21 protein-coding genes and 1 riboswitch are annotated in these 24,146 nt (G+C 68.7%); of the genes, 13 read left to right on the top strand and 8 right to left on the bottom strand.

The genetic code is table 11. From position 1 onward, the window contains the following. Window positions 1-9 precede the first annotated feature (9 nt). On the top strand, window positions 10-783 hold the full coding sequence (locus tag AAW51_RS12145; RefSeq protein ID WP_047194838.1) for a 3-hydroxybutyrate dehydrogenase: 774 nt from the start codon (window positions 10-12) through the stop codon (window positions 781-783). Between the two features lie 99 nt (window positions 784-882). Here AAW51_RS12145 and AAW51_RS12140 read toward each other — a convergent pair whose 3' ends face one another. Continuing rightward, window positions 883-1,599: an SIMPL domain-containing protein gene (locus AAW51_RS12140; protein ID WP_047197706.1), complete on the bottom strand. Its 717-nt coding sequence runs from the start codon at window positions 1,597-1,599 to the stop codon at window positions 883-885. Window positions 1,600-1,907: 308 nt separating this feature from the next. On the opposite strand from AAW51_RS12140, the gene ompR reads away from it, so the two are divergent. Both ompR and AAW51_RS12130 read left to right on the top strand, forming a co-directional pair. Then, complete coding sequence (gene ompR / locus AAW51_RS12135; protein ID WP_047194837.1) at window positions 1,908-2,645, top strand: osmolarity response regulator transcription factor OmpR; 738 nt, start codon at window positions 1,908-1,910, stop codon at window positions 2,643-2,645. 139 nt (window positions 2,646-2,784) lie between these two features. Continuing rightward, the gene (locus tag AAW51_RS12130; protein ID WP_047194836.1) at window positions 2,785-4,119 is read left to right on the top strand and encodes a sensor histidine kinase; all 1,335 of its coding nucleotides are present in this window, start codon (window positions 2,785-2,787) and stop codon (window positions 4,117-4,119) included. Between the two features lie 35 nt (window positions 4,120-4,154). Here the strand turns inward: AAW51_RS12130 and ispF are convergent, their stop codons facing one another. Together ispF and ispD are read right to left on the bottom strand one after the other, a co-directional pair. After that, the gene (gene ispF / locus AAW51_RS12125; protein ID WP_047194835.1) at window positions 4,155-4,634 is read right to left on the bottom strand and encodes a 2-C-methyl-D-erythritol 2,4-cyclodiphosphate synthase; all 480 of its coding nucleotides are present in this window, start codon (window positions 4,632-4,634) and stop codon (window positions 4,155-4,157) included. A gap of 5 nt (window positions 4,635-4,639) precedes the next feature. Continuing rightward, window positions 4,640-5,332, bottom strand: a complete 693-nt coding sequence (gene ispD, locus AAW51_RS12120) for a 2-C-methyl-D-erythritol 4-phosphate cytidylyltransferase (protein WP_047197705.1) — start codon at window positions 5,330-5,332, stop codon at window positions 4,640-4,642. A gap of 106 nt (window positions 5,333-5,438) precedes the next feature. On the opposite strand from ispD, the gene mfd reads away from it, so the two are divergent. Together mfd and serB are read left to right on the top strand one after the other, a co-directional pair. Then, entirely contained in the window at window positions 5,439-8,882 is a 3,444-nt protein-coding gene (gene mfd, locus AAW51_RS12115; protein WP_047194834.1) for a transcription-repair coupling factor, read from the top strand. A gap of 45 nt (window positions 8,883-8,927) precedes the next feature. Continuing rightward, the gene (gene serB / locus AAW51_RS12110; protein ID WP_047194833.1) at window positions 8,928-9,629 is read left to right on the top strand and encodes a phosphoserine phosphatase SerB; all 702 of its coding nucleotides are present in this window, start codon (window positions 8,928-8,930) and stop codon (window positions 9,627-9,629) included. A 35-nt stretch (window positions 9,630-9,664) separates the two neighbouring features. Here serB and rraA read toward each other — a convergent pair whose 3' ends face one another. Beyond that, window positions 9,665-10,174, bottom strand: a complete 510-nt coding sequence (rraA, locus tag AAW51_RS12105; RefSeq protein ID WP_047194832.1) for a ribonuclease E activity regulator RraA — start codon at window positions 10,172-10,174, stop codon at window positions 9,665-9,667. Continuing rightward, window positions 10,171-10,587, bottom strand: coding sequence for an Lrp/AsnC family transcriptional regulator (locus tag AAW51_RS12100; RefSeq protein ID WP_238947902.1), 417 nt, complete (start codon window positions 10,585-10,587; stop codon window positions 10,171-10,173). The genes rraA and AAW51_RS12100 overlap by 4 nt, the downstream gene beginning before the upstream one ends. Before the next feature lie 220 nt (window positions 10,588-10,807). Between AAW51_RS12100 and yedA the strand changes: the two genes are divergently transcribed. Together yedA and AAW51_RS12090 are read left to right on the top strand one after the other, a co-directional pair. Then, the gene (gene yedA / locus AAW51_RS12095; RefSeq protein ID WP_047194830.1) at window positions 10,808-11,713 is read left to right on the top strand and encodes a drug/metabolite exporter YedA; all 906 of its coding nucleotides are present in this window, start codon (window positions 10,808-10,810) and stop codon (window positions 11,711-11,713) included. A 72-nt stretch (window positions 11,714-11,785) separates the two neighbouring features. Then, window positions 11,786-12,784: an FAD-dependent oxidoreductase gene (locus tag AAW51_RS12090; RefSeq protein WP_238947842.1), complete on the top strand. Its 999-nt coding sequence runs from the start codon at window positions 11,786-11,788 to the stop codon at window positions 12,782-12,784. Between the two features lie 52 nt (window positions 12,785-12,836). On the opposite strand, the gene AAW51_RS12085 is transcribed toward AAW51_RS12090, so the two are convergent. Both AAW51_RS12085 and AAW51_RS12080 read right to left on the bottom strand, forming a co-directional pair. Next, on the bottom strand, window positions 12,837-13,223 hold the full coding sequence (locus tag AAW51_RS12085; RefSeq protein ID WP_047194828.1) for a YfeK family protein: 387 nt from the start codon (window positions 13,221-13,223) through the stop codon (window positions 12,837-12,839). 77 nt (window positions 13,224-13,300) lie between these two features. After that, entirely contained in the window at window positions 13,301-14,215 is a 915-nt protein-coding gene (locus AAW51_RS12080) for an AraC family transcriptional regulator (protein ID WP_047194827.1), read from the bottom strand. A gap of 99 nt (window positions 14,216-14,314) precedes the next feature. Between AAW51_RS12080 and AAW51_RS12075 the strand changes: the two genes are divergently transcribed. Continuing rightward, on the top strand, window positions 14,315-15,061 hold the full coding sequence (locus AAW51_RS12075) for an SDR family oxidoreductase (protein WP_047194826.1): 747 nt from the start codon (window positions 14,315-14,317) through the stop codon (window positions 15,059-15,061). A 93-nt stretch (window positions 15,062-15,154) separates the two neighbouring features. Here the strand turns inward: AAW51_RS12075 and AAW51_RS28070 are convergent, their stop codons facing one another. Next, a complete protein-coding gene (locus AAW51_RS28070; RefSeq protein ID WP_157359811.1) occupies window positions 15,155-17,812 on the bottom strand; it encodes a galactose-binding domain-containing protein in 2,658 nt (885 codons plus the stop codon). 226 nt (window positions 17,813-18,038) lie between these two features. After that, a riboswitch (cobalamin riboswitch) is annotated at window positions 18,039-18,279 on the top strand. A 68-nt stretch (window positions 18,280-18,347) separates the two neighbouring features. Between AAW51_RS28070 and AAW51_RS12065 the strand changes: the two genes are divergently transcribed. The 5 genes from AAW51_RS12065 to AAW51_RS12045 all read left to right on the top strand — a co-directional run bounded on the left by AAW51_RS12065 (window position 18,348) and on the right by AAW51_RS12045 (window position 24,134). Next, the gene (locus AAW51_RS12065) at window positions 18,348-20,189 is read left to right on the top strand and encodes a TonB-dependent receptor domain-containing protein (RefSeq protein ID WP_047194825.1); all 1,842 of its coding nucleotides are present in this window, start codon (window positions 18,348-18,350) and stop codon (window positions 20,187-20,189) included. 16 nt (window positions 20,190-20,205) lie between these two features. After that, window positions 20,206-21,210 (top strand): FecCD family ABC transporter permease, encoded by a 1,005-nt coding sequence (locus AAW51_RS12060; RefSeq protein ID WP_053013501.1) that lies wholly within the window; start codon window positions 20,206-20,208, stop codon window positions 21,208-21,210. A gap of 182 nt (window positions 21,211-21,392) precedes the next feature. After that, entirely contained in the window at window positions 21,393-22,181 is a 789-nt protein-coding gene (locus AAW51_RS12055; protein ID WP_047194824.1) for an ABC transporter ATP-binding protein, read from the top strand. 2 nt (window positions 22,182-22,183) lie between these two features. Next, on the top strand, window positions 22,184-22,813 hold the full coding sequence (gene cobO / locus AAW51_RS12050) for a cob(I)yrinic acid a,c-diamide adenosyltransferase (RefSeq protein ID WP_047194823.1): 630 nt from the start codon (window positions 22,184-22,186) through the stop codon (window positions 22,811-22,813). A 4-nt stretch (window positions 22,814-22,817) separates the two neighbouring features. After that, complete coding sequence (locus AAW51_RS12045) at window positions 22,818-24,134, top strand: cobyrinate a,c-diamide synthase (RefSeq protein WP_047194822.1); 1,317 nt, start codon at window positions 22,818-22,820, stop codon at window positions 24,132-24,134. Window positions 24,135-24,146: the final 12 nt, after the last annotated feature.

The following is a 24,146-nucleotide window of genomic DNA, read 5'->3' as shown; positions in this document are numbered from 1 at the left end:
GGACAGACCATGTTGGAAGGAAAAACTGCCGTCGTCACCGGCTCGACCAGCGGGATCGGGCTCGGCATCGCGCTGTCGCTCGCACGCCGGGGAGCGAACATCGTGCTCAATGGCTTCGGCGACATCGAAACGGCCAAGGCCGAATTTGCAGGGTTGGCGGGTGTGCGCTGCGGCTATCACGGCGCAGACATGAGTAAGCCGGCCGAGATCGAAGACCTGATGCGTTATGCCGAGGCCGACTTCGGCGGCGTCGACATCCTCGTCAACAACGCCGGCATCCAATATGTTGCCGATGTGCAGGACTTCCCGGTCGAGAAGTGGGACGCGATCCTCGCGATCAATCTCAGCTCCGCGTTCCATACCACCCGGCTGGCGATTCCCGGCATGAAGGCCCGCAACTGGGGCCGGGTGATCAACGTGGCCTCGGCCCACGGTCTGGTGGCGTCGGCGCAGAAGTCCGCCTATGTAGCCGCCAAGCACGGCCTGGTCGGCTTCACGAAGGCGGTCGCGCTCGAGACCGCCACCACCGGCGTGACCGTCAACGCGATCTGCCCCGGCTGGGTGCTGACCCCGCTGGTGCAGCGGCAGGTCGAAGCGCGTGCCGAGCGTGAAGGCGTGTCCATCGAAGAGGCCAAGCGCCGCCTGCTGGGTGAAAAGCAGCCGTCGCTGCAGTTCGTGACGCCGGAACAACTGGGCGAACTGGCGGTGTTCTTGTGTTCCGATGCGGCGTCCAACGTGCGCGGCGTGGCGTGGAACATGGATGGCGCCTGGGTGGCGCAGTAGTCGGCAGCACGGGTCCAGCGGCGCGGCGATGCGTCGGCATGCGCCGCGCCGGGACGGGGGGCGACCGGCGACCCGGGGCCGCCCGGCGCCCCACCTCGGCTACTTCAGCACCACGCTGCCGCTGACCGTGACCGTCACCAGGCCCTTGCCCGCCTCGACCGGCATCGGCGAGGCGTCTTCGGCCATCGCGGCCTTGGCGCGCGCCATCATCGGCCGGTAGTGGTCGCCGCCTTCGTTGCTGCTGATGTTCACTTCTCGCAGCACATGGCTGGCAAAGCCGAACTGCTTGGCATAGTCCTGCGCCTTGGCCCGGTAGGCCGCGATGGCGCGGGTGGTCGCTTCGCCCTCGTGGCGCTGGCGGGCTTCGCGCGACAGGCTCTGCGACACGCCGGCCACGGTCAGCGTCGTCAATCGGCCGGCGGTCTGCGCGATGCGCGGCATGTCGCGGCCTTCGAGCACCAGTTCGGCGCTGCCCTGCCAGCTGGCGATCTTGCCTTGCTGGCTGTAGCGCGGGTAGAGCGAGAAATTGCCGGTGCGCACCTCCATCTGGCCCGGCTGCGCCGCCTTTTTCGCCTCGGCCAGCGCGGCGTCGACGGCCTGCTTCAGCGCGTTCTGCACGTTGGCGGCGTCGGCGCCTTCCTTGGTGGTGCTGAGCGTGACGGTGAGCAGGTCGTGCGTGACCTCGATGCTGGCGCTGGCCGAGAAGCTCACCACGTTCTGGGGCTCGGGCAGCGTCTGGGCGCCGGCGCCGGCGCCGCCGGCCAGCAGGGCCAGCGCGGCCACCGCGGCGCGGCCGCATCTCTTTTGGTTCTTCATCATGTCCTTCCTGGTTTAAAAACAACGGCCAGCCCTGTCGCCGGCCGTTGGCCTCCCGACCCCTCCGGGACGCAAATCCGTCCTCCTGAAGAGGTCTACAGGGATAACGCGGCACTGCCCGCATTCGCCGACTGGCGCGGGCTGCCGGCCGATTGGCCGGCTTTCCCATCTGCACCCTCACTCGGAGAAATCCTCTTTACAAGGGGGCCGGACAGCGCGCAATATTTGTAACAGTTGGTCAGGGTGGGCAAAAATGCGCGTTTGCGCCGCACAAAATCCCGCCTGTTACAAGTTAGGGAGCCTCGCTCATGACATCTCAGACCCCCAACGCCCGCATGGACCGCATTGTTGTCGTCGACGACGATGCGCGTATCCGCGACCTGCTTCGCCGCTATCTGACGCAGGAGGGCTTCGAAGTCTTGCTCGCGGAAGACGCCAAGGCGCTCAACCGCGTGCTGACTCGAGAAACGGTGGACCTGATCGTACTGGACCTGATGCTGCCCGGTGAAGACGGCCTGTCGATCTGCCGCCGCCTGCGGGCCGCCAACGACGCCACGCCGATCATCATGCTGACCGCCAAAGTCGAGGACGTGGACCGCATCGTGGGCCTGGAAGTCGGCGCCGACGACTATTTGCCGAAGCCGTTCAACCCGCGCGAACTGCTGGCCCGCATCCACGCCGTGCTGCGCCGCCGCCCGACCCTGGAGGCTCCCGGGGCGCCGGCCAAGGAACCGCAGAGTGTCGTGTTCGGCCCCTTCGAATTCGACCTGGCGTTGCGCCGCCTGACCAAGGATGGTGAGCCGATGCCGCTGACCACCGGCGAGTTCTCGATGCTCAAGGCGCTGGTGCGCCACCCCCGCCAGCCGCTGTCGCGCGACAAGCTGGCGCAGTTGGCACGCGGCCGCGAATTCGAGCCGTTCGACCGCAGCCTCGATGTGCAGATTTCGCGCCTGCGCAAGATGATCGAGCCCGATCCGTCCCAGCCCAGATACATCCAGACCGTGTGGGGTGTGGGCTACGTCTTCGTGCCGGACGGCGCCGCCTGATCTTTCCCCCAGGGGTTGACGCGCTGGCGTCGCCCCGCTGCAGCCTCCCGCCCGGGATGCGCCACGCCGTCGCGCGGCGTCGGCCGGGGGGCCTCCTCGGCTTTCGGCCTCGCGACGTGGCCGCCGCTATTTGTTGTGCATGGCCCGAAAACGCGTCACCCTCAGTCTGTTCTGGCGGACGTTCATCCTGCTCGGCGTGTTGCTGGGCTTTGGCATTTTTGCGTGGGTGCAGACCTTTCGGGCCCTCGAATTCGAGCCTCGCGCGGTGCAGGCCGCGCAGCAGCTCGCGAGCCTGGTCAACCTGTCGCGGGCCGCCCTGCGCTATGCCGACAGCATCAACCGGGTGACGCTGCTGAAGACGATTTCGGAGCAAGAGTCGATCAAGCTGCAGCCGCGCGAGAAAGGCGACCGCTACGAAGCCTTCGAAACCGACCGCTTCTCCCGCCGCATCGGCCAGGAACTGCGCTCGCGGCTGGGGCCCACGACCTTGGTCGCCACCAGCGTCAACGGGGCCCAGGGGTTGTGGATCGACTTCGCGATCGAGAACGACCGCTATTGGCTGCAGGTCGACCCGGGCCGGGTGCAGGCGGTGCAAGGCCGGACCTGGTTCATCTGGGTCAGCATCGCGCTGCTGGCCACCATCCTCGGCTCGGCCGGTGTCGCGCGGCTGATCAACCAGCCGCTCAAGCAGCTGTCGTTCGCGGCCAGCCGCATCCGCGAAGGTGAATATGAATCGCGCCTCGACGAAGAAACGCTGACCAGCGAGATACGCGAGGTCAACATGGGCTTCAACCGGATGGCCCGCGAGTTGGCCAAGGTCGAGGAAGACCGCGCGGTGATGCTGGCCGGCATCTCGCACGATCTGCGCACGCCGCTGGCGCGCCTGCGGCTCGAAGCCGAGATGAGCGTGCAGGACGAAGAGGCGCGCCGCAACATGGCGGCCGACATCGACCAGCTCGACGCCATCATCGACAAATTCATGGACTACGCCCGCCCCGGCGAGGTCAAGCTGGTGCCGGTGCACCTCAGCAGCGTGGTCGACCGCGAGATCGCCGGCTTCCGCGACGGCAACCAGATACGCATCACGTCTCGGGTGGCGATCGACACCAAGGTGCTGGCCGACGACACCGAGCTGGGCCGCGTGCTGGCCAACCTGTTCGAGAACGCGCGCCGCTACGGCCGCACGCCGGGCAGCGGCATCGCGCATGTGGAGTTGACCTATGCGCGCACCGGGCCGTGGGTGATCATCACCGTGCGCGACCACGGCCCCGGCGTGCCGCCCGAAAAGTTGTCGCAGCTGACCACGCCGTTCTTCCGGGGTGATGTCGCGCGCACCGCGGTGACCGGCGCCGGGCTGGGCCTCGCGGTGGTCGAGAAGACGGTGCTGCGCATGGGCGGCACCTTCGAGTTGAGCAACTCACCACCGCCGGACACCGGGCTGGTGGCCCGCATCCGGTTGAAGCGAGCGCCTTGAGCAGCAGGCTGGAGGACGGGGCCGGTCGGCGACCGTCAGCCGCGCGTCAGCAGCACCACCGCCCGGGCTTCGATCGACTCTTGCCGGCCCACCGGCCCGAGTTTTTCTGCGGTCTTCGCTTTCACATTCACCTGCGAGACATCGCAGCCGAGCACGTCGGCAATTCGCTGGCGCATGGCCGGGATGTGGGGCGCCATCTTGGGCGCCTGCGCGACGATGGTGCTGTCGACGTTGGACAGCCGCCAGCCTTGTGCGCACACGCGGGCATGCGCCTCCGCGAGCAAGACCGTCGAATCGGCGCCTTTGAAGCGCGCGTCGGTGTCGGGGAAGTGGCGGCCGATGTCGCCGAGCGCCGCGGCGCCCAGCATCGCATCGGTGATCGCATGCAGCAGCGCGTCGGCATCCGAGTGCCCCAGCAGCCCCTTGTCGTGGGGCACTTCGACACCGCCGAGGATCAGCTTGCGCCCGCTCACCAGGGCATGCGTGTCCCAGCCCTCGCCCACTCGTATGTCCATGGTCGTCAACGTGATGTCAGCAAACGGGCCGCCAGTTCGAAATCGGGCGGGTAGGTGATCTTGAAGTTTTCCAGAGCCCCGCGCACCAGCTTCGGGCGGTGGCCCAAGGCCTCGACGGCGCTGGCTTCGTCGGTGACCGCATCGCCGGCCTGAACCAGCGCTGGCCGCAGCAGGCCCAGACGGAACATCTGCGGCGTTTGCGCCTGCCACTTGCCGCCGCGGTCGAGCGTCGTGTCGACCCGGCCGTCGACCTCGTGCTTGAGGGTGTCGGCCAGCGGCAGCGCCAGCAGGCCGCCCACTTCGTCGTCGAGGCAGGCATCGATGAGGTGGTCGACCCACTCGGGCCGCAGCAAACAGCGCGCGGCGTCGTGCACCAGCACCCAATCGTGCGGCTGAGCGCCGCGCGCCTGCAGTGCAGCCAGCCCGTTGGCGACCGAGGCGGCACGCGAGGCGCCGCCCACCCGCTCGACCCAGGCGGAGGTTTGCGGCACGACCTGCTCGAACTGCGTGTCGTCCGGCGACAGCACCACCAGCACCCCCGAGAGGCGCGACACCTGCGCCAGCGCCGCCAGCGTGTGGCCGACCAATGGGCGCCCGGCCAGCGGCGCATATTGTTTGGGGCCGCCCGCACCGGCACGTTCGCCGACGCCTGCGCAAGGCACGAGGGCGAAAAGACGAGGCGGCTCGGTGGAATACATCACGGTGACGGACAGCAAAGAGCCCGGATTCTATAATTCGACCGCTCTCGTCGCCCCAGGCATACCGACCGCCCGGGGCGATTTGCTTTTGTTGTCGACGGCTCGCATGCACTTCCCCTCCATCGCGCCCGGCAAGCGCTACACCCTGCCCCGCCCGCCCGGTTCGGCCGACGCCTTGCTGCTGGCGCAGTTCGCGCGCCGACAGGCCGAGGGCAAGGTGCTCACCGCCATCGTCACGGCCGAGCCGGCCGACGCGCAGCGGCTGCACGACGAGCTGGCCTTCTTCGCGCCCGAGTTGCGCTGCGCCGTGTTTCCCGACTGGGAAACACTGCCCTACGACACTTTCTCGCCGCACCAGGACCTGATCTCCGAACGCCTGGCCACCCTGTGGCGCGTGCGCCAGGGCGAGGTCGACGTGGTGCTGCTGCCGGCCGCCACCGCCTTGGTGCGGCTGGCGCCGCCGTCGTTCATGGCGGCCTACACCTTTCACTTCAAGCAAAAGGAAAAGCTCGACGAGGCGTCGCTCAAGGCGCAGCTGACACTGGCCGGCTACCAGCACGTGAGCCAGGTGGTGTCGCCGGGCGAATACGCGGTGCGTGGCGGCCTGATCGATCTGTTCCCAATGGGCTCGACCGTGCCTTACCGCGTCGACCTGTTCGGCGACGAGGTCGATTCGATCCGCACCTTCGACCCCGACAGCCAGCGCAGCCTCTACCCGGTGCCCGAGGTGCGGCTGCTGCCCGGCCGCGAGTTCCCGATGGACGAAGAAGCACGGGCGCAGTTTCGCAACCGCTGGCGCCAGCGCATCGAGGGCGACCCGAGCAAGGCGCGCGTCTACAAGGACGTCGGCAGCGGCATCGCCACCGCCGGCATCGAGTACTACCTGCCGCTGTTCTTCGACAGCACCGCGACCATCTTCGAATACCTGGGCGACAAGGCGGTGCTGGCGCTGCACGGCGAGATCGACGAGGCGCTCAAGCGCTTCTGGACCGACACGCGCGAGCGCCATCGTTTTCTGCAGCACGACCCCGAGCGGCCCATCCTGCCGCCGGAAGACCTGTTCCTGAAGGCCGAGGACTTCTTCACCTTGTGCAATGCGCACGCTCAGTTGGCCGTGCGCGGCAGCGAGGCGAGCGACTGGGCCCGGCCGCTGCCCGACCTGTCGGCCGAGCGCGGCGCGCAGGAGCCGCTGCGCAAGCTGCAGATCCACGTCGGCACCACGCCTCACCGGGTGCTGTTGATCGCCGAATCCGCCGGGCGCCGCGAGAGCCTGCTCGAACTGCTGCGCGACAACCGCATCGAGCCGCCCAGCGTCGATTCACTGGCGGCGTTCCAGGCCGGCGACGAACGTTTCGCGATCGCGGTCGCACCGCTCGCGGCCGGCTTCCACTGGCTGCCCGAGGGCCAGGCGACCGGCTTGCAGTTCATCACCGAGACCGAGCTGTTCGCCACCGGCCCCAGCACCCGGCGGCGCCGCAAGCAGGAGCAGGTCAGCAACGTCGACGCGCTGATCAAGGACCTGTCGGAGCTGAAGGTCGGCGACCCGGTGGTGCATGTCAACCACGGCATCGGCCGCTACCAGGGCCTGGTCAACCTCGACCTCGGCGACGGCCCGACCGAGTTCCTGCACCTGGTCTACGCCGACAAGGCGACGCTCTACGTGCCGGTGGCCCAGCTGCACCTGATCAGCCGCTACACCGGCGTCAGCCCCGACGAGGCGCCGCTGCACAGGCTGGGCTCGGGCCAGTGGGAAAAAGCCAAGCGCAAGGCCGCCGAACAGGTGCGCGACACGGCCGCCGAACTGCTCAACCTGTATGCCCGCCGAGCGGCCCGCGAGGGGTATGCGTTCCGCTTCTCGCCGCACGACTACGAGGCCTTCGCCGCCAGCTTCGGTTTCGAGGAAACGCCCGACCAGAACGCCGCCATCCACGCCGTCATCCAGGACCTGATCTCGCCGCGCCCGATGGACCGCCTGGTGTGCGGCGACGTCGGCTTCGGCAAGACCGAGGTGGCGCTACGCGCCGCCTTCGTCGCCGTCACGGGCGGCAAGCAGGTGGCCTTGCTCGCCCCCACCACGCTGCTGGCCGAGCAGCACTACCAGACCATCACCGACCGCTTCGGCAACTGGCCGATCAAAGTGGCGGAGCTGTCGCGCTTTCGCTCGACCAAAGAGATCAACCAGGCGCTCAAGGGTTTGGCCGACGGCACGGTCGACATCGTCGTGGGCACCCACAAGCTGCTGTCGCAGGACGTCAAGTTCGCGCGGCTGGGGCTGCTGGTCATCGACGAGGAGCACCGCTTCGGCGTGCGCCACAAGGAGGCCATCAAGGCGATGCGCTCCGAGGTGGACGTGCTCACGCTCACCGCCACGCCGATCCCGCGCACACTGGGCATGGCACTCGAGGGCTTGCGCGACCTTAGCGTGATCGCCACCGCGCCGCAGCGGCGCCTGGCCATCAAGACCTTCGTGCGCAACGAGAGCAGCGGCACCATCCGCGAGGCGGTGTTGCGGGAGCTGAAGCGCGGCGGCCAGGTCTACTTCCTGCACAACGAAGTCGAGACCATCGAGAACCGGCGCGAGAAACTGCATGAGCTGCTGCCCGAAGCCCGCATCGCGGTGGCCCACGGCCAGATGCCCGAGCGCGAGCTGGAACGCGTGATGCGCGACTTCGTCGGCCAGCGCTACAACGTGCTGCTGTGCTCGACCATCATCGAGACCGGCATCGACGTGCCGACCGCCAACACCATCGTGATCTCGCGCGCCGACAAGTTCGGCCTGGCCCAGCTGCACCAGCTGCGCGGCCGTGTCGGCCGGTCGCACCACCAGGCCTACGCGTATCTGCTGGTGCCCGATGTCGAAGGCCTGACCAAACAGGCGGCCCAGCGCCTGGAAGCGATCCAGAACATGGAAGAACTCGGCTCCGGCTTCTACCTCGCGATGCACGACCTCGAGATCCGCGGCGCCGGCGAGGTGCTGGGCGAGCACCAGAGCGGCAACATGCAGGAGGTCGGCTTCCAGCTCTACAACGACATGCTGAGCGAGGCGGTGCGCTCGCTCAAGGCCGGTCGCGAGCCGGATCTGCTGTCGCCGTTGTCGGCCACCACCGAGATCAATCTGCATGCGCCGGCCTTGCTGCCCGACAGCTATTGCGGCGACGTGCACGTGCGTTTGAACCTCTACAAGCGCCTCGCGTCGGCCGACAAGCTCGACCAGATCGACGCGCTGCTCGAAGAGGTGACCGACCGCTTCGGCAAGCTGCCGCCGCAAGGCCAAACGCTGTTCGACGTGCACCGGCTGCGGGTGCTGGCCAAGCCGTATGGCGTGCAGAAGATCGACGCCGGGCCGGCCGCCACCCACATCACCTTCCGGCCCAACCCGCCGGTCGAGCCGCTGCGCATCATCGAGCTGGTGCAGAAGAACCGCCACATCAAGCTGGCCGGCAACGAGAAGCTGCGCATCGAAAAAGCCACCGAGAACCCCAAGGACCGCGTCCAGTACATCCGCGACGTGCTGCGCACCCTGGGCACGCCGACGCCGCAGCCGAGTTGACCGAGCTGAGCCCGCCCCACCCTTCCTAGCCCTCCACGCCATCCAATGCCCACCGAGTTCGCCCCCGGCCTGACGGTCCAGATCTTCACGCCGCCGCTGTCGCTGCGCGCCTTCAAGCTGATCGCCTTCGACATGGATTCGACGCTGATCAACATCGAGTGCATCGACGAGATCGCGGCAGTCGCCAACAAGAAGGCCGAGGTGGCGGCGATCACCGAAGCCGCAATGCGCGGCGAGATCACCGACTTCAAGGACAGCCTGCGACGCCGGCTGGCGCTGCTGCAAGGCCTGCCCGCCGAGGCGCTGCAGCAGGTGTATGACGAACGCCTGCAGCTGAACCCGGGCGCCGAAGCCCTGGTGAAGGCGGCGCAGGCGGCCGGCCTGGCCACGCTGCTGGTGTCGGGCGGCTTCACCTTCTTCGCGGACCGCGTCAAGGCGCGGCTGGGGCTGGACCACGCCAAGTCCAACGAACTGGAGATCGTCGACGGCCGCCTGACCGGCCGCGTGCTCGGCGACATCGTCGACGGCGAAGAGAAAAAACGCCAGCTGCTGGCGATGTGCGAGCGGCTCGGCTGTTCACCGCTGGAAGCGATCGCGGTGGGCGACGGCGCCAACGACTTGCCGATGATGAGCGCGGCCGGCCTGAGCGTGGCCTATCACGCCAAACCGAAGGTGCGCGAGCAGGCCATGGTCGCCATCCACGAAGGTGGGCTCGACCGGCTGCTGGAAGTGGTGCACGTGGGCTGACGGGGGCCAGGGCCGCCCCCGCCCTGCCCGCCGTGTCAGCTGGCCGGCGTCGGCATCACCACGATGCCGTCCTCGTCGGCATACAGCCACTCGCCAGGGCGCACCCACACCCCTTGCACCTGGACCGGCACGTCGCGCTGACCTTCGTTGCGCTTTTCGGTCGGCAGCGGCATCGACGCCAAGGCGCGGATGCCGGTGTCGCACTGGGCCAGTTCGGCCACATCGCGGACGCAGCCGTCCACCACCACCCCGGCCCAGCCGTTCTTCGCGGCCGCAGCGCCCAGATTGCCACCGACCAGCGCCCGCCGCAGCGAGCCACCGCCGTCGACCACCAGCACCCGGCCCTGCCCCGGCGAATCGACCGCGGCCTTCACGAGCGAGTTGTCTTCATGGCACTTGACGGTGGACACCGGCCCCGCGAACTTGCGGCGCCCGCCGAAGTCGCGAAACACCGGCGGTAGCACGCGGAAGGCGCCGTCGCTGTCGTTCTTGTGCGCGTCGCACAGGTCGCAGGTGGCGAAATCGAGAGAGGCAGCAGTGCTCATGCGTTGTCCACTTTCTTGATCGGAGGTTTGATGTCTTCGCGGCGCGGCGGCAACATGGGTTGGTGCTCGCGCGCGGCGTTGAGGATGATGGAAGTCGACGTTTCGGTCAGGAGGCAGAACTTCGTCACCACGGCATCGAGGTGGCCGACGTCGAGCACCGCGATCTCGAGGATCCAGCTGTCCTCGCCGGTCACGTTGTAGGCAGTGACCACCTCGGGCGTCTGTTGAATCAGCCGCACCACACGCGCGTAGTCGGCCCGCCCGACGCGCACGATGGCGCGGATGCCGTAGCCCAGTTTTTGCAGATTGACGGTGGCGCGATAGCCGGTGATGACGCCTGCCGCTTCGAGCTTGCGCACCCGCTCGGTCACCGCCGGTTGGCTCAGGTGCACACGGCGGCCCAGTTCGGCCATCGACAAGCGCGCATCGGCTTGCAGCTCGGCCAGGATGCGCGTGTCGTGGAGGTCCAAGTCGGGATTCAAGGCGTCGTTCCGCTCGGCTTTGTGAATGCAAAGATTATCCGGCGAACTTCCTTCAAAAGCCACTGGTCTCGCGGGCCGGCCTTTCTTACGATCTTGTCATCGCCGATGCCCTTCGGCACCGCCGTTCCACCCTGATCTGTCTGTCGCACCCATGTCCGCTGCCGTCCCGACCGCTGCCCGCCCTGCTCCCCTCAGCCCACTTGTCCTGGTATGCCTGGCCGCAACCTGGCTGGTCTGGGGCTCCACCTATCTGGCCATCAAGTACGCGCTGATCAGCCTGCCCCCGTTCTTCCAGATGGGGACGCGCTTCCTCACGGCCGGCCTGCTGCTGCTCGCGTGGCTGCGTTGGCGCGGCAAGCCGCTGCCCGGCGGGGCGCAGTGGCGCAACGCGCTGGTGGTCGGCACCTTGATGCTCGGCGGCGGCATGGGCGGCACCGCCTATGCCGAGCAAAGCGTGGGCTCTGGCCTGGTGGTGGCCTTCATCGCGGTGGTGCCACTGATGATCGCCGCGCTCAATCTGTTCTGGGGCATCTACCCCGGGCGGGCCGAGCTGGCTGGCATCGTGGTCGGCCTCGGCGGTGTGCTGTTGCTGACGCAAGGCGCCGGCTTCCAGGCGTCGCCGGCCGGGCTCACCGCGATCGCGGTCGCGTGCCTGACCTGGTCGGTCGGCAGTGTGCTGAGCCAACGCAGTTTGCCGCTCGCCCCGGGTGCGATGGGCTTCGCCAGCGAGATGATCTGCGGCGGCGCGGTGTTGATGCTGTTGTCGCTGCTGACGGGTGAATCCCCCGAGTGGCCGCCCCAGCCGGTGTCGGCGGCCGCATGGGCCTACCTGGTCGTGTTCGGCTCGCTGATCGCCTTCAACGCCTACATGCTGCTGTTGAGCCAGGCCAGCGCCGGGCTGGCCTCGAGCTACACCTTCGTGAACCCGGTCATCGCGATGCTGCTCGGCGTGGTGGTGGCGGGCGAACACATCACCGCCTTCGAGTGGAGCGCGGCCGGCGTCGTGTTGTGCGGCGTGGTGCTGATGCTGCGCGGCGCGGCGTTGCGAGGGGGTTGAGCGGCGCCGACTTCGCGTCGAAACCGTGCGTCACCCGGACAGGGGCCACCGCCTCTCGCTTCGGGTTCGTCGATGCATCTTCGGGCCGACCGCCTCCGGTCCGGGCGCCCGGGAACAGACTGGGACGCTATGAAGAACGCCTGCCTCACGAGTTCCCAATCGCTCCCGACAGAAGACGTGCTGGTCGTCGGGGGCGGTCCGGCCGGTGCCGCTTGTGCCCTGTGGTGTCATCAACTGGGCCTGCGTGTACGCCTGCTCGAAGCGGCCTCCGCCATCGGGGGCCTGCAACTGCTCAGCCCCTACACCAACCGCTGGTTGCCCGGGCTGCCGGGCAAAACGGGTCAGCAGGTGGCGGCCTCTTTGCAATCGCACCTCGACCTTGCCGAGGTGCCATACCAGGTGGACTACCGCGTCGTGTCCATCCGTCGACAAACAACCTGCGGGAGCTGGGAAGTGTCCGACGGTGTGAAGCGCTTTGCTTCGCGGTATGTCGTGTTGGCGACGGGTTCGAAGCCCAGAGGCGCGGGCTTCGTCAACTCAGCTTGCGTGGGTGTCGGCCCCGGCCTCGCCATGGAGCGCATCGAGGTGAAAGGCAAGCGGGTTGCGATCCTGGGCGGAGGCGACAATGCGTACGACCAGGCCGCCTTTGCGCTGCAGCGCGGCGCACGAGAGGTCCACATCTACTGCCGGCGGCCCCCCCATGCCTTGCCTATCCTGCAGGAGCGCATCCCCCGAGAGTCGGTCTACGTCGGTCCTTTTGTTGCGAACCAACAGACGATGACCGTCAACGCGGCGGCCTACGACGTGATCGGGGTGCAGTTTGGCTTCCAGGCGTGCTTGCCAGGCGCTTTGGATCTTCCGACGGAGCACGGCTATCTTCAAGTCGACCGGGGTGGTGCCGTCGCTCACATGCCTGGCCTGTTCGCAGCCGGCGAGGTCACGAACTACTGGCACCCTTGTGTGGCGACGTCCTACGCCCAGGGGGTTCAGGTGGCGAAGGTGATCCAAGCCGAGCTCACGCGAGGGCCCGCGACTGCTTTCATGCGCAGCCGCGAGCCGATGGCGGCATGAGCGCGCGAGGCAACACGGACACGTCGTGTGCACGATGACTGCACCGACGCATTCACTCCGCCCGCGACGCGGCTGGCCCGGATTTGCGAAGCTCGTTCAGTTCGGTGCGTAGCCACTTGGCGCTTTCGACCGCCGGCGCCGTTCCGCACTGCACCAGATAGGGCTTGCCACTGGAACTGCTGCTCGACGCCCCGAGTTCTATGAACCGTTCGGTCGACGTCACGGCGTTCTTGCCTTCGAGGTAATCCAGTTTGCGCAGCAGGTGTTGCTTGGCCTCCGCCGCCGCATGCCAGGAGCCGTTGCGGTTGAAGCGACAGCCCGAAGACTCGAGGCGGTTCAGCAGGGCGCCGATCTCCGATCGTGTTGCTGCGGGGAGCGGCGCCGAGGTGGCCGCCGAAGTGAAGGCGCAGACTAGCGCCGTGAGGATGAGGGATCGCATGCGAGGTCGTTAGCGGAATAAGGTGTTGCGTTGGGGCGCGGTTGCCTTTGCCCGGCATTTTGCGTCGCCGCGGCGCACTACGTGCGTTGCGATTCCATCTGCTCCCGCGCATACCGGGTGGGCGGCACTCCGACATGGCGGGTGAATGCGACGCTGAACGTGCTGGCGGAACTGTAGCCGACACGTTCCGCAACTTCGGCGACGCTGCCTTCGTTCCGACGCAGCAGGTTTTTTGCCAAGGCCATGCGCCAAGCGAGCAGGTACGCCATCGGGGCGACACCCACGGCGCGGCTGAACCGCTCGAAGAACGCCGAGCGGGACAGCGCTGCTTCCTTCGCAAGCTGCGCCACCGTCCAGGGTCGCGTCGGACTTTCGTGCATCCTTCGTATCGCGACCGCAAGGCGTGCGTCGGCCAGCCCGCGCAAGAGCCCCGGCGACGCCCCGGTCCCCGGCATGGATCGGAGGGCTTCGATGAGCAGCACCTCCAGGAGTCGAGCCAGGATGACATCGCGCGCGGGCCGTTGCTCGCGCGCTTCTTCGCTGACCAGTTGCACCAAAGTGGCCAGCCTCCTTTCGCCGCGCACATGCACGAGTTGCGGGAGCAGCGACACCAGCAAGGCGGCGTCCGCCGAACCGAAGACACAGTGGCCGACCAGCAGCCGAACGTCGGGTGGTCCGCTTTGAATGCCGAGTCGGACTTCGCCGTTGCGCACCGAGATGCTCGAGGGATCGATGCTCTCCGATGCCGCGACCTCGAGGCTGGACATCGAGAAGCCATGCGCTGAGGGAATCAAAACAAAGTCGCCCTCCTGGAGGGCCATCGGCTCATGTCCGTCGACCGCGAGGCGGCACGAGCCGTCGAGGATCACGCAATAGAAAGGCTGCCCGATTTCGGAGCGCCGAACCATCCAAGGTCCTGCCCCGAGGACGACTTTCGAGTACGGCGCGCCCGGTTGGAGCAGCGTGACCACCTCGGCCAGCGGGTCGACCACAGCCGGACTCCTGCGAATGAGAACTGGACTTTCGATTGTAGTCAGTCCGGCCGCGCCGCCCTATCGTCTCCGGACCCCAAACCACCCGCAGGAGTTTTGATGAAAACCGTCCTGATCACCGGATGTTCGTCCGGGTTCGGCCTCGCCACCGCGCAGTACTTCCTCGACCGCGACTGGCAGGTCATCGCCACGATGCGCCAGCCGCGGGCGGACGTTCTGCCCGGCTCCGAGCGCCTGCGCTTGTTGGCCCTCGACGTGACCGATGCGCAAACCATTCGTCGCGCCGTCGAAGCCGCAGGGCCGATCGACGTCTTGGTCAACAACGCAGGGATCGGCGTGTTGGGAGCCCTGGAAAGCACGTCGATGGCAACCGCCCGTGAGGTCTTCGAGACGAACACCCTCGGGACGATCGCGATGACCCAGGCGGTGTTGCCTCAGTTCAGGCGGCGCAAGGCAGGCGTCATCGTGAACGTCACCTCGGCTGTGACGATGCAGCCGCTCCCTCTGCTTTCCGTGTACACCGCGAGCAAGACGGCCGTCGAAGCGTTCACCGAGTCGCTGGCACTGGAACTCCAGCCCTTCAATGTGCGGGTGAGGCTGGTGCTGCCGGGGCGCTCGCCTGAGACCCGCTTCGGCGAAAACGCACGGCCCCGGATGCAGGGCGACATCCCCGAGGCGTACGCCGGCATCACCCAAAGCGTCTTCGCGGGAATGCAGCAACCGTGGCCCGTCACCCTGGCACAGGACGTGGCAGAAGCCGTGTGGCGCGCGGCGAACGACCCCTCGAGCCCGGTGCGCCTCCCGGCTGGCGCGGACGCCGTGGCGATGATGGCCGAGGCACGTTGAAGCCGGCGCCGGTCGGGATGGAATCCCGTCGTGGCGCCGGCCGTGTCTGTTAGGCAGTGCTCCGATGCACCGGGACAGGGTGAAGGGGGCCGTTCAACGCGCTCCCATCACCTGCACCTCAGCCAGCGACAGCGCCCCGCTCCCCCGCAGCCATACCCGCAGATAACGCCCGGTCTGCCCAGGGTCGAGCGGCAGTTCGAGGGCGCGGCGTCCTTCGAGCGACACCACGTGGTAGCTGCGCACGCCGGGCCGCTGACGCTCGACTTCCAGTGGTCCCTCACCGAAAGGATGGTCGGACACCAGCACCTCGAAATCGGCCAGGGTGTCCTTGCAACACGGATCGACCCGGTTCCACAGCCTCACCTGCTTCAATTTCTGCACCGACTCCAGGTCGACCTCCCACCACGGCTGCGGGCTGTTGGGCGTGAGGGTGACGCGGCCCGACTTCCAGGTGGCGTCGAGGCGGCCATCCACCGCCAAAGCCGCCGCCGCGTCATGCGCCGTGGCCGATTGTTTCGCCGGCCGCTTGAGCGCGAGATTGAGCGGCCCGCCTTCCACCTGCACTTCGGCCAGGCGCAGCGCCGGGCGGTCGTGGTCCCGGCCGGGCCATGGCCATGGCCAGTGCGCGGCGCCCGCCTTGCCGGCGCCGGCCTGCACCACGATGCTGCGGCCGATCACCGCATTGCCGTCCTGCCGCGTCAGGTCGAACTGCAAGCGCCCCAGCACAGCCGGAGCCTCCCCCGACACCGTCTCGGAGCGCCACACCGGCTCGCCCCGCTCATCCAGCACCGTCACGGTCACGCCCTCGAACAGGCTGGGGCACGGGCCGTCGTCGCCGCAGTCCTCATCCCCCTCGAACAAACCGATGCCGGCCAAGGCGCGCGGCTCGCGGAAATCGAGCCGCCACCAGGGTTCCCGACCCTCGATGCGGCTGGCGGTTTCGAAGGTACCGTCGACGGCGACGTCGGCCGATTGCTCCCGCCGCTCGGTACGAGACTGGCTGGCGCGGCCGGCTGCCGCGAGGCGGCTGCCATCGGGGCGGAACTCGACGATAGCGGCCGGGGACGGCACGCCGCGAGCGTCGACCACGTGCAGTTGGTAGTGCCCGGGCGGCAGATTCGTCGGTGTCATGCCACCCAGCTGCAGTTGCAAACGCCGGCCCGACTGCCGGAACGGCACCGGCATGTAGCGCAGGTCGGTGCCGTGGCTGTGGGTCATCGAGCCGACCGAGATCAGCGCCACCGAGCCGATGCGGCGGCCGTCGGCGAGCTTCAGCACCGCGTTGAGGTCGCGGTCGTAGGTGAAGCGCCGTGTCACGTACTCGATGGCCGGCCGGCTCGCCCACTCCACCACGCCCTCGCTGTTCTTGCGGAAGAAATACGGCGGGTAGTAGATCTGTGCGTTCTTCGCAAACACCGGGCCGGGCGCACCACCCGATGTGTCGAGGACGGCGCCGCTGGGCAGCAGCAAGGCGTTGGAGTGATAGAGCCGCGTTTCTGCCGCGGGCGCGAGGGTGCGCCAGGTGTTGGTGTCGGGGTTCCACATCTCGGGCGGCCGGACGCTGCCGCGCGCGGAGTTGCCGAACCCGGTGCCACCGGTCACCAGCACGTCGCCGGTCGGCAGCATCAGCGACGTGCCGTAGTTGCGTCCGCGCGTCTGCAAAGCGGCCGCCGTCACGGTCGGCGTCTCGCCGGTCAGGTCGACGATAGTCGCTTGCCGGGTCGCCGGCGTGCGGTCGAAATACGTCTCGCCGCCGCCGAGCAGCAACACCTTGCCGGGCCGGTACATCACGCTGCTGCCCGACACGCCGAGCCGGTGGCCCGTGGGGCCCAGCATCTCCAGCTTGCCCTCGCCTCGCGGGTCGAGGCGCCACATCTGGTCGTTGGAGACGCCGAACACACGGCCGTCGGGGGCCACGTAGGCGTGCGGATACCACCAGCGGTGGTCGGTCTCGCCGAAAGCCGTGGGGCTGCTGGCGCCCGTCAAGGGCCGCCAGCCTTCGGACGGGCTGAACACTTCGGGTGTGTCGGCGTACTGCACCGGGTCGACCTTGTAGCTCTTGCCGCCGACCACCAGCACACGCTGGTCGGGCAGGGTCACCAGCGTGCCGTACCAGCGCGGCTGGTGCATCTGGCTGGCCCGGATCAACAGCTCACGGCGCGCCGGGTCCCATTGCGAGGTTTGCCAATGGGTGTTGCCGCCGACGATCAGCAGCATGCCGTCCGGGCCCAGCACACTCGCGCTGCAGAAGGAATCGACTTCGGTCGGGCTCGGCACCTGCACGTGCGCGGCCTCGGTCAGCCCCTGCTCCGGGTCCCACTCGTCGAAGAACAAGGCGGTCTGGTCGCTGTCGTTGCTCTGGGTGCCGTAGGTCAGCACCTTGCCGTTCGGTAGCACGCTGGCATGGACCGCGAGAAAGGGCCAGTCGGCCAGCGGCGTCCACATGCCGACCACATCGGCGTCGGGCGTCGGCTCGGGCAGCGCGTCGGCCGCCGCGGTTGCCAGACCTTGGCTGCCGGCCCTTTGTGACGCTTTCGCGGCCGGTACATCGGCAGCCGCGGTTGCCAGGCCTTGGCTGCGGGCCCTTTGTGGCGCTTTCGCGGCCGGCACATCGGCGGCCGGGTCGGCCTCGGCGTGGTCAGCAGAGGCAGCATCGTCGCCCCCGCCGCCACCGCAGGCGGCCAGGGTCAAGGCCATCAGCAAGGATGGGGCATGGCGCAGCAACGCGCGACACCGCGTCGGTCTCAGCATGGTGAACTCCCTGTTGGAGGAGGCCACGGCGATCCCGCAAGGTCGATCATGTCGCCCTGCAGCAACTACCGTGTCCTCCTGTGACGTTTGTTGGAAGCCGCACCTTAGGGCCAAAGGTGGGCGCTCGCGCACCACCCACTCAGGGGCCACCTGCACACTGATGGCGGTGTGTCAATTGCTGATGCGTTTGCTTCCACTGTGATCAAACGTGTACGCAGCAACGCTCTCATACAATCTGCCCGTTGGTGCTCGCACGGCCGGTCGGCTGTGCAGTTAAACGGGAAGCAGGAAGAGTCGTCGCCACGCGACAGGCGACACCCCGGCCTGCGCTGCCCCCGCAACGGTCAGCAGACGAAGCCGCGCACGCGCGGTCTCACTGTGGTTCACGGCCACTGGCTCTCGAGAGCTGGGAAGGCCTCCACAGCTGTTCTGTCAGCCCGGATACCGGCCAACAGGGGGGCGTGCACGAGAGGGCACGCCCAAAGAGCCTGGGCCTGCGGGGACGCAGCGCCGGGTGTCAGACTGCACTGCCGACATGAACTTCCGTTTGTTTGTCCTGCCCCAGGGTCTGTGGCCGCTGGCGCTCGCCGCCACGCTGCCGGCTCATGGCCAATCGTCCGCCCCACAGCCGCTGCCGCCGACGGTGGTGACCGCCACGCGCGTTCCGCAGCCCTTGACCGACGTGGTCGCCGATGTGTCGGTGGTCGATCGCGAGACCATCGAGCGCAGCGGCGCGGCCTCGCTCGGCGAGGTGCTGTCGCGTCTGCCCGGGGTCGAGTTGGTGCGCAACGGCGGACCGGCCGGCAACACCAGCCTGTTCCTGCGCGGCGCCGAGAGCCGCTTCACCGCGGTGTACCTCGACGGGGTGCGCATCGACAGCCAGGCGGGCGACGGCGGAGCGTCGTGGAACGCCCTCCCGCTGGCGCAGGTCGACCGCATCGAGGTCGTGCGCGGCCCGGCCGCGGCGGTCTATGGCTCAGACGCCATCGCCGGCGTGGTCCAGATCTTCACGCGCAAGGGCGAAGGGGCCTTCAACCCCTCCGTCACGGCGGCGGTGGGCACGCACCACCGGCGCGCACTCGATCTGAGCGCGACCGGCACGAAGGGCCGACTGGACTACGCAATCGGCCTGGCACGCGAGTCGAGCGACGGCTTCGACGCCCGCCCCACCTTCAACCCCGACCGCGACGGCTATCGCAGCTTGTCCGGCTCGGCCCGGCTCGGCGTGAAGCTCGCCGAGGGCCAGCGTCTGGAGGCGACCTGGCTCGACCACGATCTCGACGCCGACTACGACGGCTCGCGAACCCAGGACGATCGCAGCGCATCCGACTTGCGCAGCCTCGGGCTGCACTGGACCGCGGTCTGGTCCAAGCACTACACCACCCGCGTCAGCGTGTCGGAAAGCCAGGACCGCTACGCCACGTCCCCCTCGCCCTACCAGACAAAGACACGGGTGCGCAGCCACCTGTGGCAGAACGAGATCCGCCTGGGTGCGCAGCTGTTCACCGTCGCAGCCGAGCGGCGCGAGGACCGGCTCGAGAGCAGTGCGGTCGAGGGGCAGACCTTGTCGCGTGCCCAGAACGCGCTGGCCCTCGGCTACGGCCTGCGCCAAGGGGCCCACACGCTGCAGTTGAACGCCCGCCATGACGACGACAGCGAGTTCGGCGGCAAGACCACCGGCAGCATCGCCTACGCGCTCGCCCTGGCACAAGGCTGGCGAGGCACGCTGTCCTACGGCAGCGCGTTTCGAGCACCATCGCTCTACCAGCGCTTCAGCGAATACGGGGCGCCGACGCTACAACCTCAGTCGTCTCACAACGTGGAGGCGGGATTGCGCTATGCCCAGGGCAGCAGCGCCTTCTCCGTCGCGGTTTACCGCAACCGGGTGCGCGACCTGATCGATTTCGTCTTTGGCCCCGGGCCTTGCCCCGGTGCCGGCGAACCTTTCTCGCTGGGCTGTTACGCCAACGTTGGCAAGGCCGAGTACGCCGGCCTCAGCCTGCAAGGCAACCACCGCCTTGGGCGCGTCGACCTGTCGGCCTCGGTCGACTTCCAGCGCCCGCGAGACCGTGCCACCGACAACCTGCTGGCGCGCCGGGCTCCCCGCCACGCCACGCTGGGCGCCCGGACCCTCTGGGCCGACTGGACCGTCGGCGCCGACTGGCGTTTGTCCAGCTACCGCTACGACCGGGTTGACAACCTGACACGCCTGGGCGGCTACGGCCTGGTCGACCTCAGCGCCAGCAGGACGGTCGCCAAGGACTGGACCTTGATCGCGCGGGTCGACAACCTGGGCGACAAGGACTACGAGATGGCCAAGGACTACGCCACCGCCGGGCGCACCGTCTACCTGGCCCTCAAGTGGTCACCCCGCTGAGGCCTTGAGCGTCTCGATGCGTCCGACTGCCGCTCTGTCCTCGCTGGGTCTGCTGCTGCTCGTGGCCGCCTTCGGCCTGGCCGCGGCGCTCGCGCTCGGCAGCGCGCGCATCCCGCTCGCCGACGTGCTGGCCGCACTGCTGGGCCGCACCGACCAGGTCCAGGCCGACATCGTGCTCAGCCTGCGACTGCCGCGTGCGCTCAGCGCACTGGCGTGCGGCAGCCTGCTGGCCTTGTCCGGCGCGCTGCTGCAGGCCTTGCTGCGCAACCCGCTCGCCGAGCCTTACGTGCTCGGTGTGTCCGGCGGTGCCTCGGTGGCGGCGCTGCTTGCCTTGTGGGCCGGCCTGGGCAGCTACGGTGTGACGGCGAGCGCCTCGGCGGGTGCCATGCTGGCCACCGGGTTGGTGTTCCTGCTCGGCGCGCAAGCGTTTCGGCGCAGCGTCGACAGCAGCGGCGCCGGCGTACATCTGCTGCTGGTCGGGGTGATCCTCGGCGCCGGCTTCGGCGCGATGGTCGCCTTCATTTTGTCGATCGCGCCCGAGAGCCAGCTGCGCAGCATGGTGTTCTGGATGCTCGGCGACCTCAACGGTGCCGACCGTTATGGCCTGCCGCTGGCCGGCCTGTTCCTGTTGCTGGCCCTGACGCTGCCGCTGGCACGCGACCTGAACCTGATGCTGCTGGGCGACGCGCAGGCCTATGCACTGGGCGTCGAGGTGCGGCGGGTACGGGTCGCCGTGGTCGTGCTGGCCTCGGTCGCGGCCGGGCTGGCCATCTCGGTCGCCGGCAGCATCGGCTTCGTCGGCCTGGTGGTACCGCACGCCTTGCGCCTGTGGCTGGGCAACGACCAGCGCTGGCTGCTGCCGGCCTGCACCGTCGCCGGCGGCGCCTTTCTGGTGATCGCCGACACGCTGGCCCGCACGCTGGTCGCGCCGATGCAGCTGCCGGTGGGCGTGCTCACCGCCTTGATCGGCGTCCCGGTGTTTTTGTGGCTGCTGCTGCGGCATCACGGGGCAAGGGCATGAGCCCCGCACGGCCGTCCGAAGGGGCTCGCACCGCAGTGCGCAGCACGGAGGTTACCCAATGAGCGCCGCACGGCCGCCCGAAGGGGCTCGCACCGCAGTGCGCAGCACGGAGGTTTCCGAATGAGCCCCGCCCGGCCGCCCGAAGGGGCTCGCACCGCAGTGCGCAGCACGGAGGTTACCCAATGACCGCAGACACCCCGCTGCTGTCGACCCATGCGCTGGTCGTGCGCGCCGGCCAGCGCACGCTGGTGCCGGCCCTCGACTGGCAGGTGTTGCCAGGGCAACGCTGGGCCTTGCTCGGCCAGAACGGCTGCGGCAAGACCACGCTGCTGCGCACGCTGGCCGGCCTGAGCGCGCCGGCCGGCGGCGAGGTGCGCTTGTTGGGTCAGTCGCTGGCCCACATCCGCACGCGCGAGCTGGCGACCCACCGCGCCTGGTGCCCGCAACAGCACCACGACGTGTTTGCGATGTCCGTGCTCGACGTGGTGCTGGCCGGCCGCCAGCCCTATGCCGGCCGGCTCGGCTGGCTGGGGCCGGACGACCGTGCGATCGCGGCGGCGTGCCTGGCGCAATGCGACGCGGCACACCTGGCCGACCAGGACGTGCGCAGCCTGTCGGGCGGCGAACGCCAGCGGGTCGCACTGGCCGCCGCGCTGGCACAGCAGACACCGCTGCTGCTGCTCGACGAGCCGACCGCCCACCTAGATGTCAACCACCAGCTTGCGCTGGGCCGTCTGTTGACGACCCGGCGCGAGCAGGCCATCGTGATGTCCTTGCACGACGTCAACCTCGCACAACGCTGCTGCACCCATGCGCTGCTGTGCCTGCAAGGGGGCAGCGCCGGCGGCCCGCGCTGGCTGGCCGGCGCGCTGCACGAGGTGCTCAACCCCGCCCACCTCGAGCAGGCGTATGCCTGTCACATGCTGCCGGTGACCTTGCAAGGTCAGACCTATTTCGTGCCGGCGCCCTGAACATGAAAGACAAAACCGTGACCACCGACACTCCCGACCTCGACGAGCGCCACCGGCGCCGCATGCAGCGCAAAAAGGAACTGATCGACGCCAAGATCGCAGCCGCCCAGCGCGATTGCGGCGTGATCGTCGTGACCACCGGCAATGGCAAGGGCAAGAGTTCGAGCGGCTTCGGCATGGTGGCCCGCGCACTGGGCCACGGCATGAAGGTCGGGGTGGTGCAATTCATCAAAGGGGCGGTGCCGACCGGCGAGGAAAGCTTCTTCCGGCGCTTCCCGGACGAGGTACGGCTGCATGTGATGGGCGAGGGTTACACCTGGGACACCCAGGACCGCGAACGCGACATGCAAAGGGCACAGGCGGCCTGGGCGGTCGCACGCGAGATGCTCAGCGACCCGTCGCTCGGCCTGGTGCTGCTCGACGAATTGAACATCGCGCTCAAGTACCGTCTGATCGACGTGCAACAGGTGATCGACGACCTGCTGTCGCGGCCCGAGATGCAGCATGTCGTCATCACCGGCCGGGCCGCGCCGCCCGAGCTGATCGAGATCGCCCACACGGTGACCGAGATGGGCGTCGTCAAGCACGCCTTTGCCCAAGGCATCCGGGCCCAGCCGGGCGTGGAGCTGTAAGGCCGTGGCGCGTGCCCTGCTGATCGCCGGTCCGGCCTCGGGCCAGGGCAAGACGTCGTTTACCTGCGCGCTCGCGCGCCGGCTGTCGGCCGGCGGCCAACGGGTGCGCGGCTTCAAGATCGGGCCCGATTTCATCGACCCGGCCTTTCTGGCCGAGGCCACCGGCGCGCCGGTGCACAACCTCGACCTGTGGATGGTCGGCAAGGCCGAAAGCGCGCGCAGGCTCGAGGCCGCCGCGCAAGAGGCCGACTGGCTGGTCATCGAAGGGGCCATGGGCCTGTACGACGGCGACCCCAGCCCGGCCGACTTCGCCGCCGCCTTCGCGGTGCCGGTGCTGACGCTGATCGATGCCGGCGCGATGGCCGAAACCTTCGGCGCACTGGCGCTGGGCCTGCATGAATACGGCCGCGGCCGCACCCTCAGCTGGGCCGGCGTGGTGGCCAACCGGGTCGCCAGCCCCGGCCACGCGCGCATGCTGCGCGAGAGCCTGCCGCCCGGTCTGACCTGGGCCGGGCATTTGCAGCGCTGCGACCATCCCTTGCCCGAGCGCCACCTCGGCCTGGTGCAGGCCCAGGAACTGCGCGCCGGTCTGGCCGGGATCTGGCACGACCTGGACGCGGGCCTGCATCTCGACATCAGCGTGCTGAGGGCGCTGCCGGAATGGAGCCCGCCGGAGCATGCCCGGCCGGCGTCGGCGCGGCGCCCGCCCGCCGCCGGCGGCCTGCTGCAAGGCCGCACCATCGCCTACGCCCGTGACGAGGCCTTCTCGTTCTGCTACCAGGCCAACCTGGAACTGCTGAGCGCCCTCGGCGCCCGGCTGCAGCCGTTCTCGCCGCTGGCCGACGAGCCAGTGCCGGCCGACTCGCATGCGGTCTACCTGCCGGGCGGCTACCCGGAGCTGCAGGCCGAGGCCTTGAGCGGCTGCCGTCGGTTTCTCGACAGCTTGCGTGAGCACCATGGCCGCGGGCTGCCGGTGGTGGCCGAGTGCGGCGGCATGATGGTGTGTGCCGAGACACTGCGCGTGCTCGACGGCCGTGAGTTCCCGATGGCCGGCCTGCTGCCGGCAACCGCCGTGATGGGCGACCGCCTGGCCGGCATCGGCCTGCACAGCTGGCGTACCGACCATGGTGAGTTGCGCGGGCATGTCTTCCACTACGGCCGGCTCGAAGTGCAGCCCGGCTTCACGCCCGCCCACCTGACGCAGCCGCGCCGCTATGGCGGGCCGGAAGCGGTCTACCGGGCCGGCTCGCTCACGGCCTCGTTCTTCCACGGCTATTACCGCTCGTGCCCGGCGGCGGCGGCCGCGCTGTTCAGCTGCTGAGCCGCGGGCAGT

Source organism: Caldimonas brevitalea (assembly GCF_001017435.1).
Classification (GTDB): Bacteria; Pseudomonadota; Gammaproteobacteria; order Burkholderiales; family Burkholderiaceae_C; genus Caldimonas; species Caldimonas brevitalea.
Note: the sequence above shows the minus strand (reverse complement) of the source record. Positions and strands in the feature narration are given on the sequence as shown.

Bases quoted from the DNA above. Each gene is read 5' to 3' on its own strand.
- AAW51_RS12145 (WP_047194838.1), top strand. From the start codon at position 10: ATGTTGGAAGGAAAAACTGCCGTCGTCACCGGCTCGACCAGCGGGATC.
- AAW51_RS12140 (WP_047197706.1), bottom strand. From the start codon at position 1,599: ATGAAGAACCAAAAGAGATGCGGCCGCGCCGCGGTGGCCGCGCTGGCC.
- ompR (WP_047194837.1), top strand. From the start codon at position 1,908: ATGACATCTCAGACCCCCAACGCCCGCATGGACCGCATTGTTGTCGTC.
- AAW51_RS12130 (WP_047194836.1), top strand. From the start codon at position 2,785: ATGGCCCGAAAACGCGTCACCCTCAGTCTGTTCTGGCGGACGTTCATC.
- ispF (WP_047194835.1), bottom strand. From the start codon at position 4,634: ATGGACATACGAGTGGGCGAGGGCTGGGACACGCATGCCCTGGTGAGC.
- ispD (WP_047197705.1), bottom strand. From the start codon at position 5,332: ATGTATTCCACCGAGCCGCCTCGTCTTTTCGCCCTCGTGCCTTGCGCA.
- mfd (WP_047194834.1), top strand. From the start codon at position 5,439: ATGCACTTCCCCTCCATCGCGCCCGGCAAGCGCTACACCCTGCCCCGC.
- serB (WP_047194833.1), top strand. From the start codon at position 8,928: ATGCCCACCGAGTTCGCCCCCGGCCTGACGGTCCAGATCTTCACGCCG.
- rraA (WP_047194832.1), bottom strand. From the start codon at position 10,174: ATGAGCACTGCTGCCTCTCTCGATTTCGCCACCTGCGACCTGTGCGAC.
- AAW51_RS12100 (WP_238947902.1), bottom strand. From the start codon at position 10,587: ATGGCCGAACTGGGCCGCCGTGTGCACCTGAGCCAACCGGCGGTGACC.
- yedA (WP_047194830.1), top strand. From the start codon at position 10,808: ATGTCCGCTGCCGTCCCGACCGCTGCCCGCCCTGCTCCCCTCAGCCCA.
- AAW51_RS12090 (WP_238947842.1), top strand. From the start codon at position 11,786: ATGCATCTTCGGGCCGACCGCCTCCGGTCCGGGCGCCCGGGAACAGAC.
- AAW51_RS12085 (WP_047194828.1), bottom strand. From the start codon at position 13,223: ATGCGATCCCTCATCCTCACGGCGCTAGTCTGCGCCTTCACTTCGGCG.
- AAW51_RS12075 (WP_047194826.1), top strand. From the start codon at position 14,315: ATGAAAACCGTCCTGATCACCGGATGTTCGTCCGGGTTCGGCCTCGCC.
- AAW51_RS28070 (WP_157359811.1), bottom strand. From the start codon at position 17,812: ATGCTGAGACCGACGCGGTGTCGCGCGTTGCTGCGCCATGCCCCATCC.
- AAW51_RS12065 (WP_047194825.1), top strand. From the start codon at position 18,348: ATGAACTTCCGTTTGTTTGTCCTGCCCCAGGGTCTGTGGCCGCTGGCG.
- AAW51_RS12060 (WP_053013501.1), top strand. From the start codon at position 20,206: ATGCGTCCGACTGCCGCTCTGTCCTCGCTGGGTCTGCTGCTGCTCGTG.
- AAW51_RS12055 (WP_047194824.1), top strand. From the start codon at position 21,393: ATGACCGCAGACACCCCGCTGCTGTCGACCCATGCGCTGGTCGTGCGC.
- cobO (WP_047194823.1), top strand. From the start codon at position 22,184: ATGAAAGACAAAACCGTGACCACCGACACTCCCGACCTCGACGAGCGC.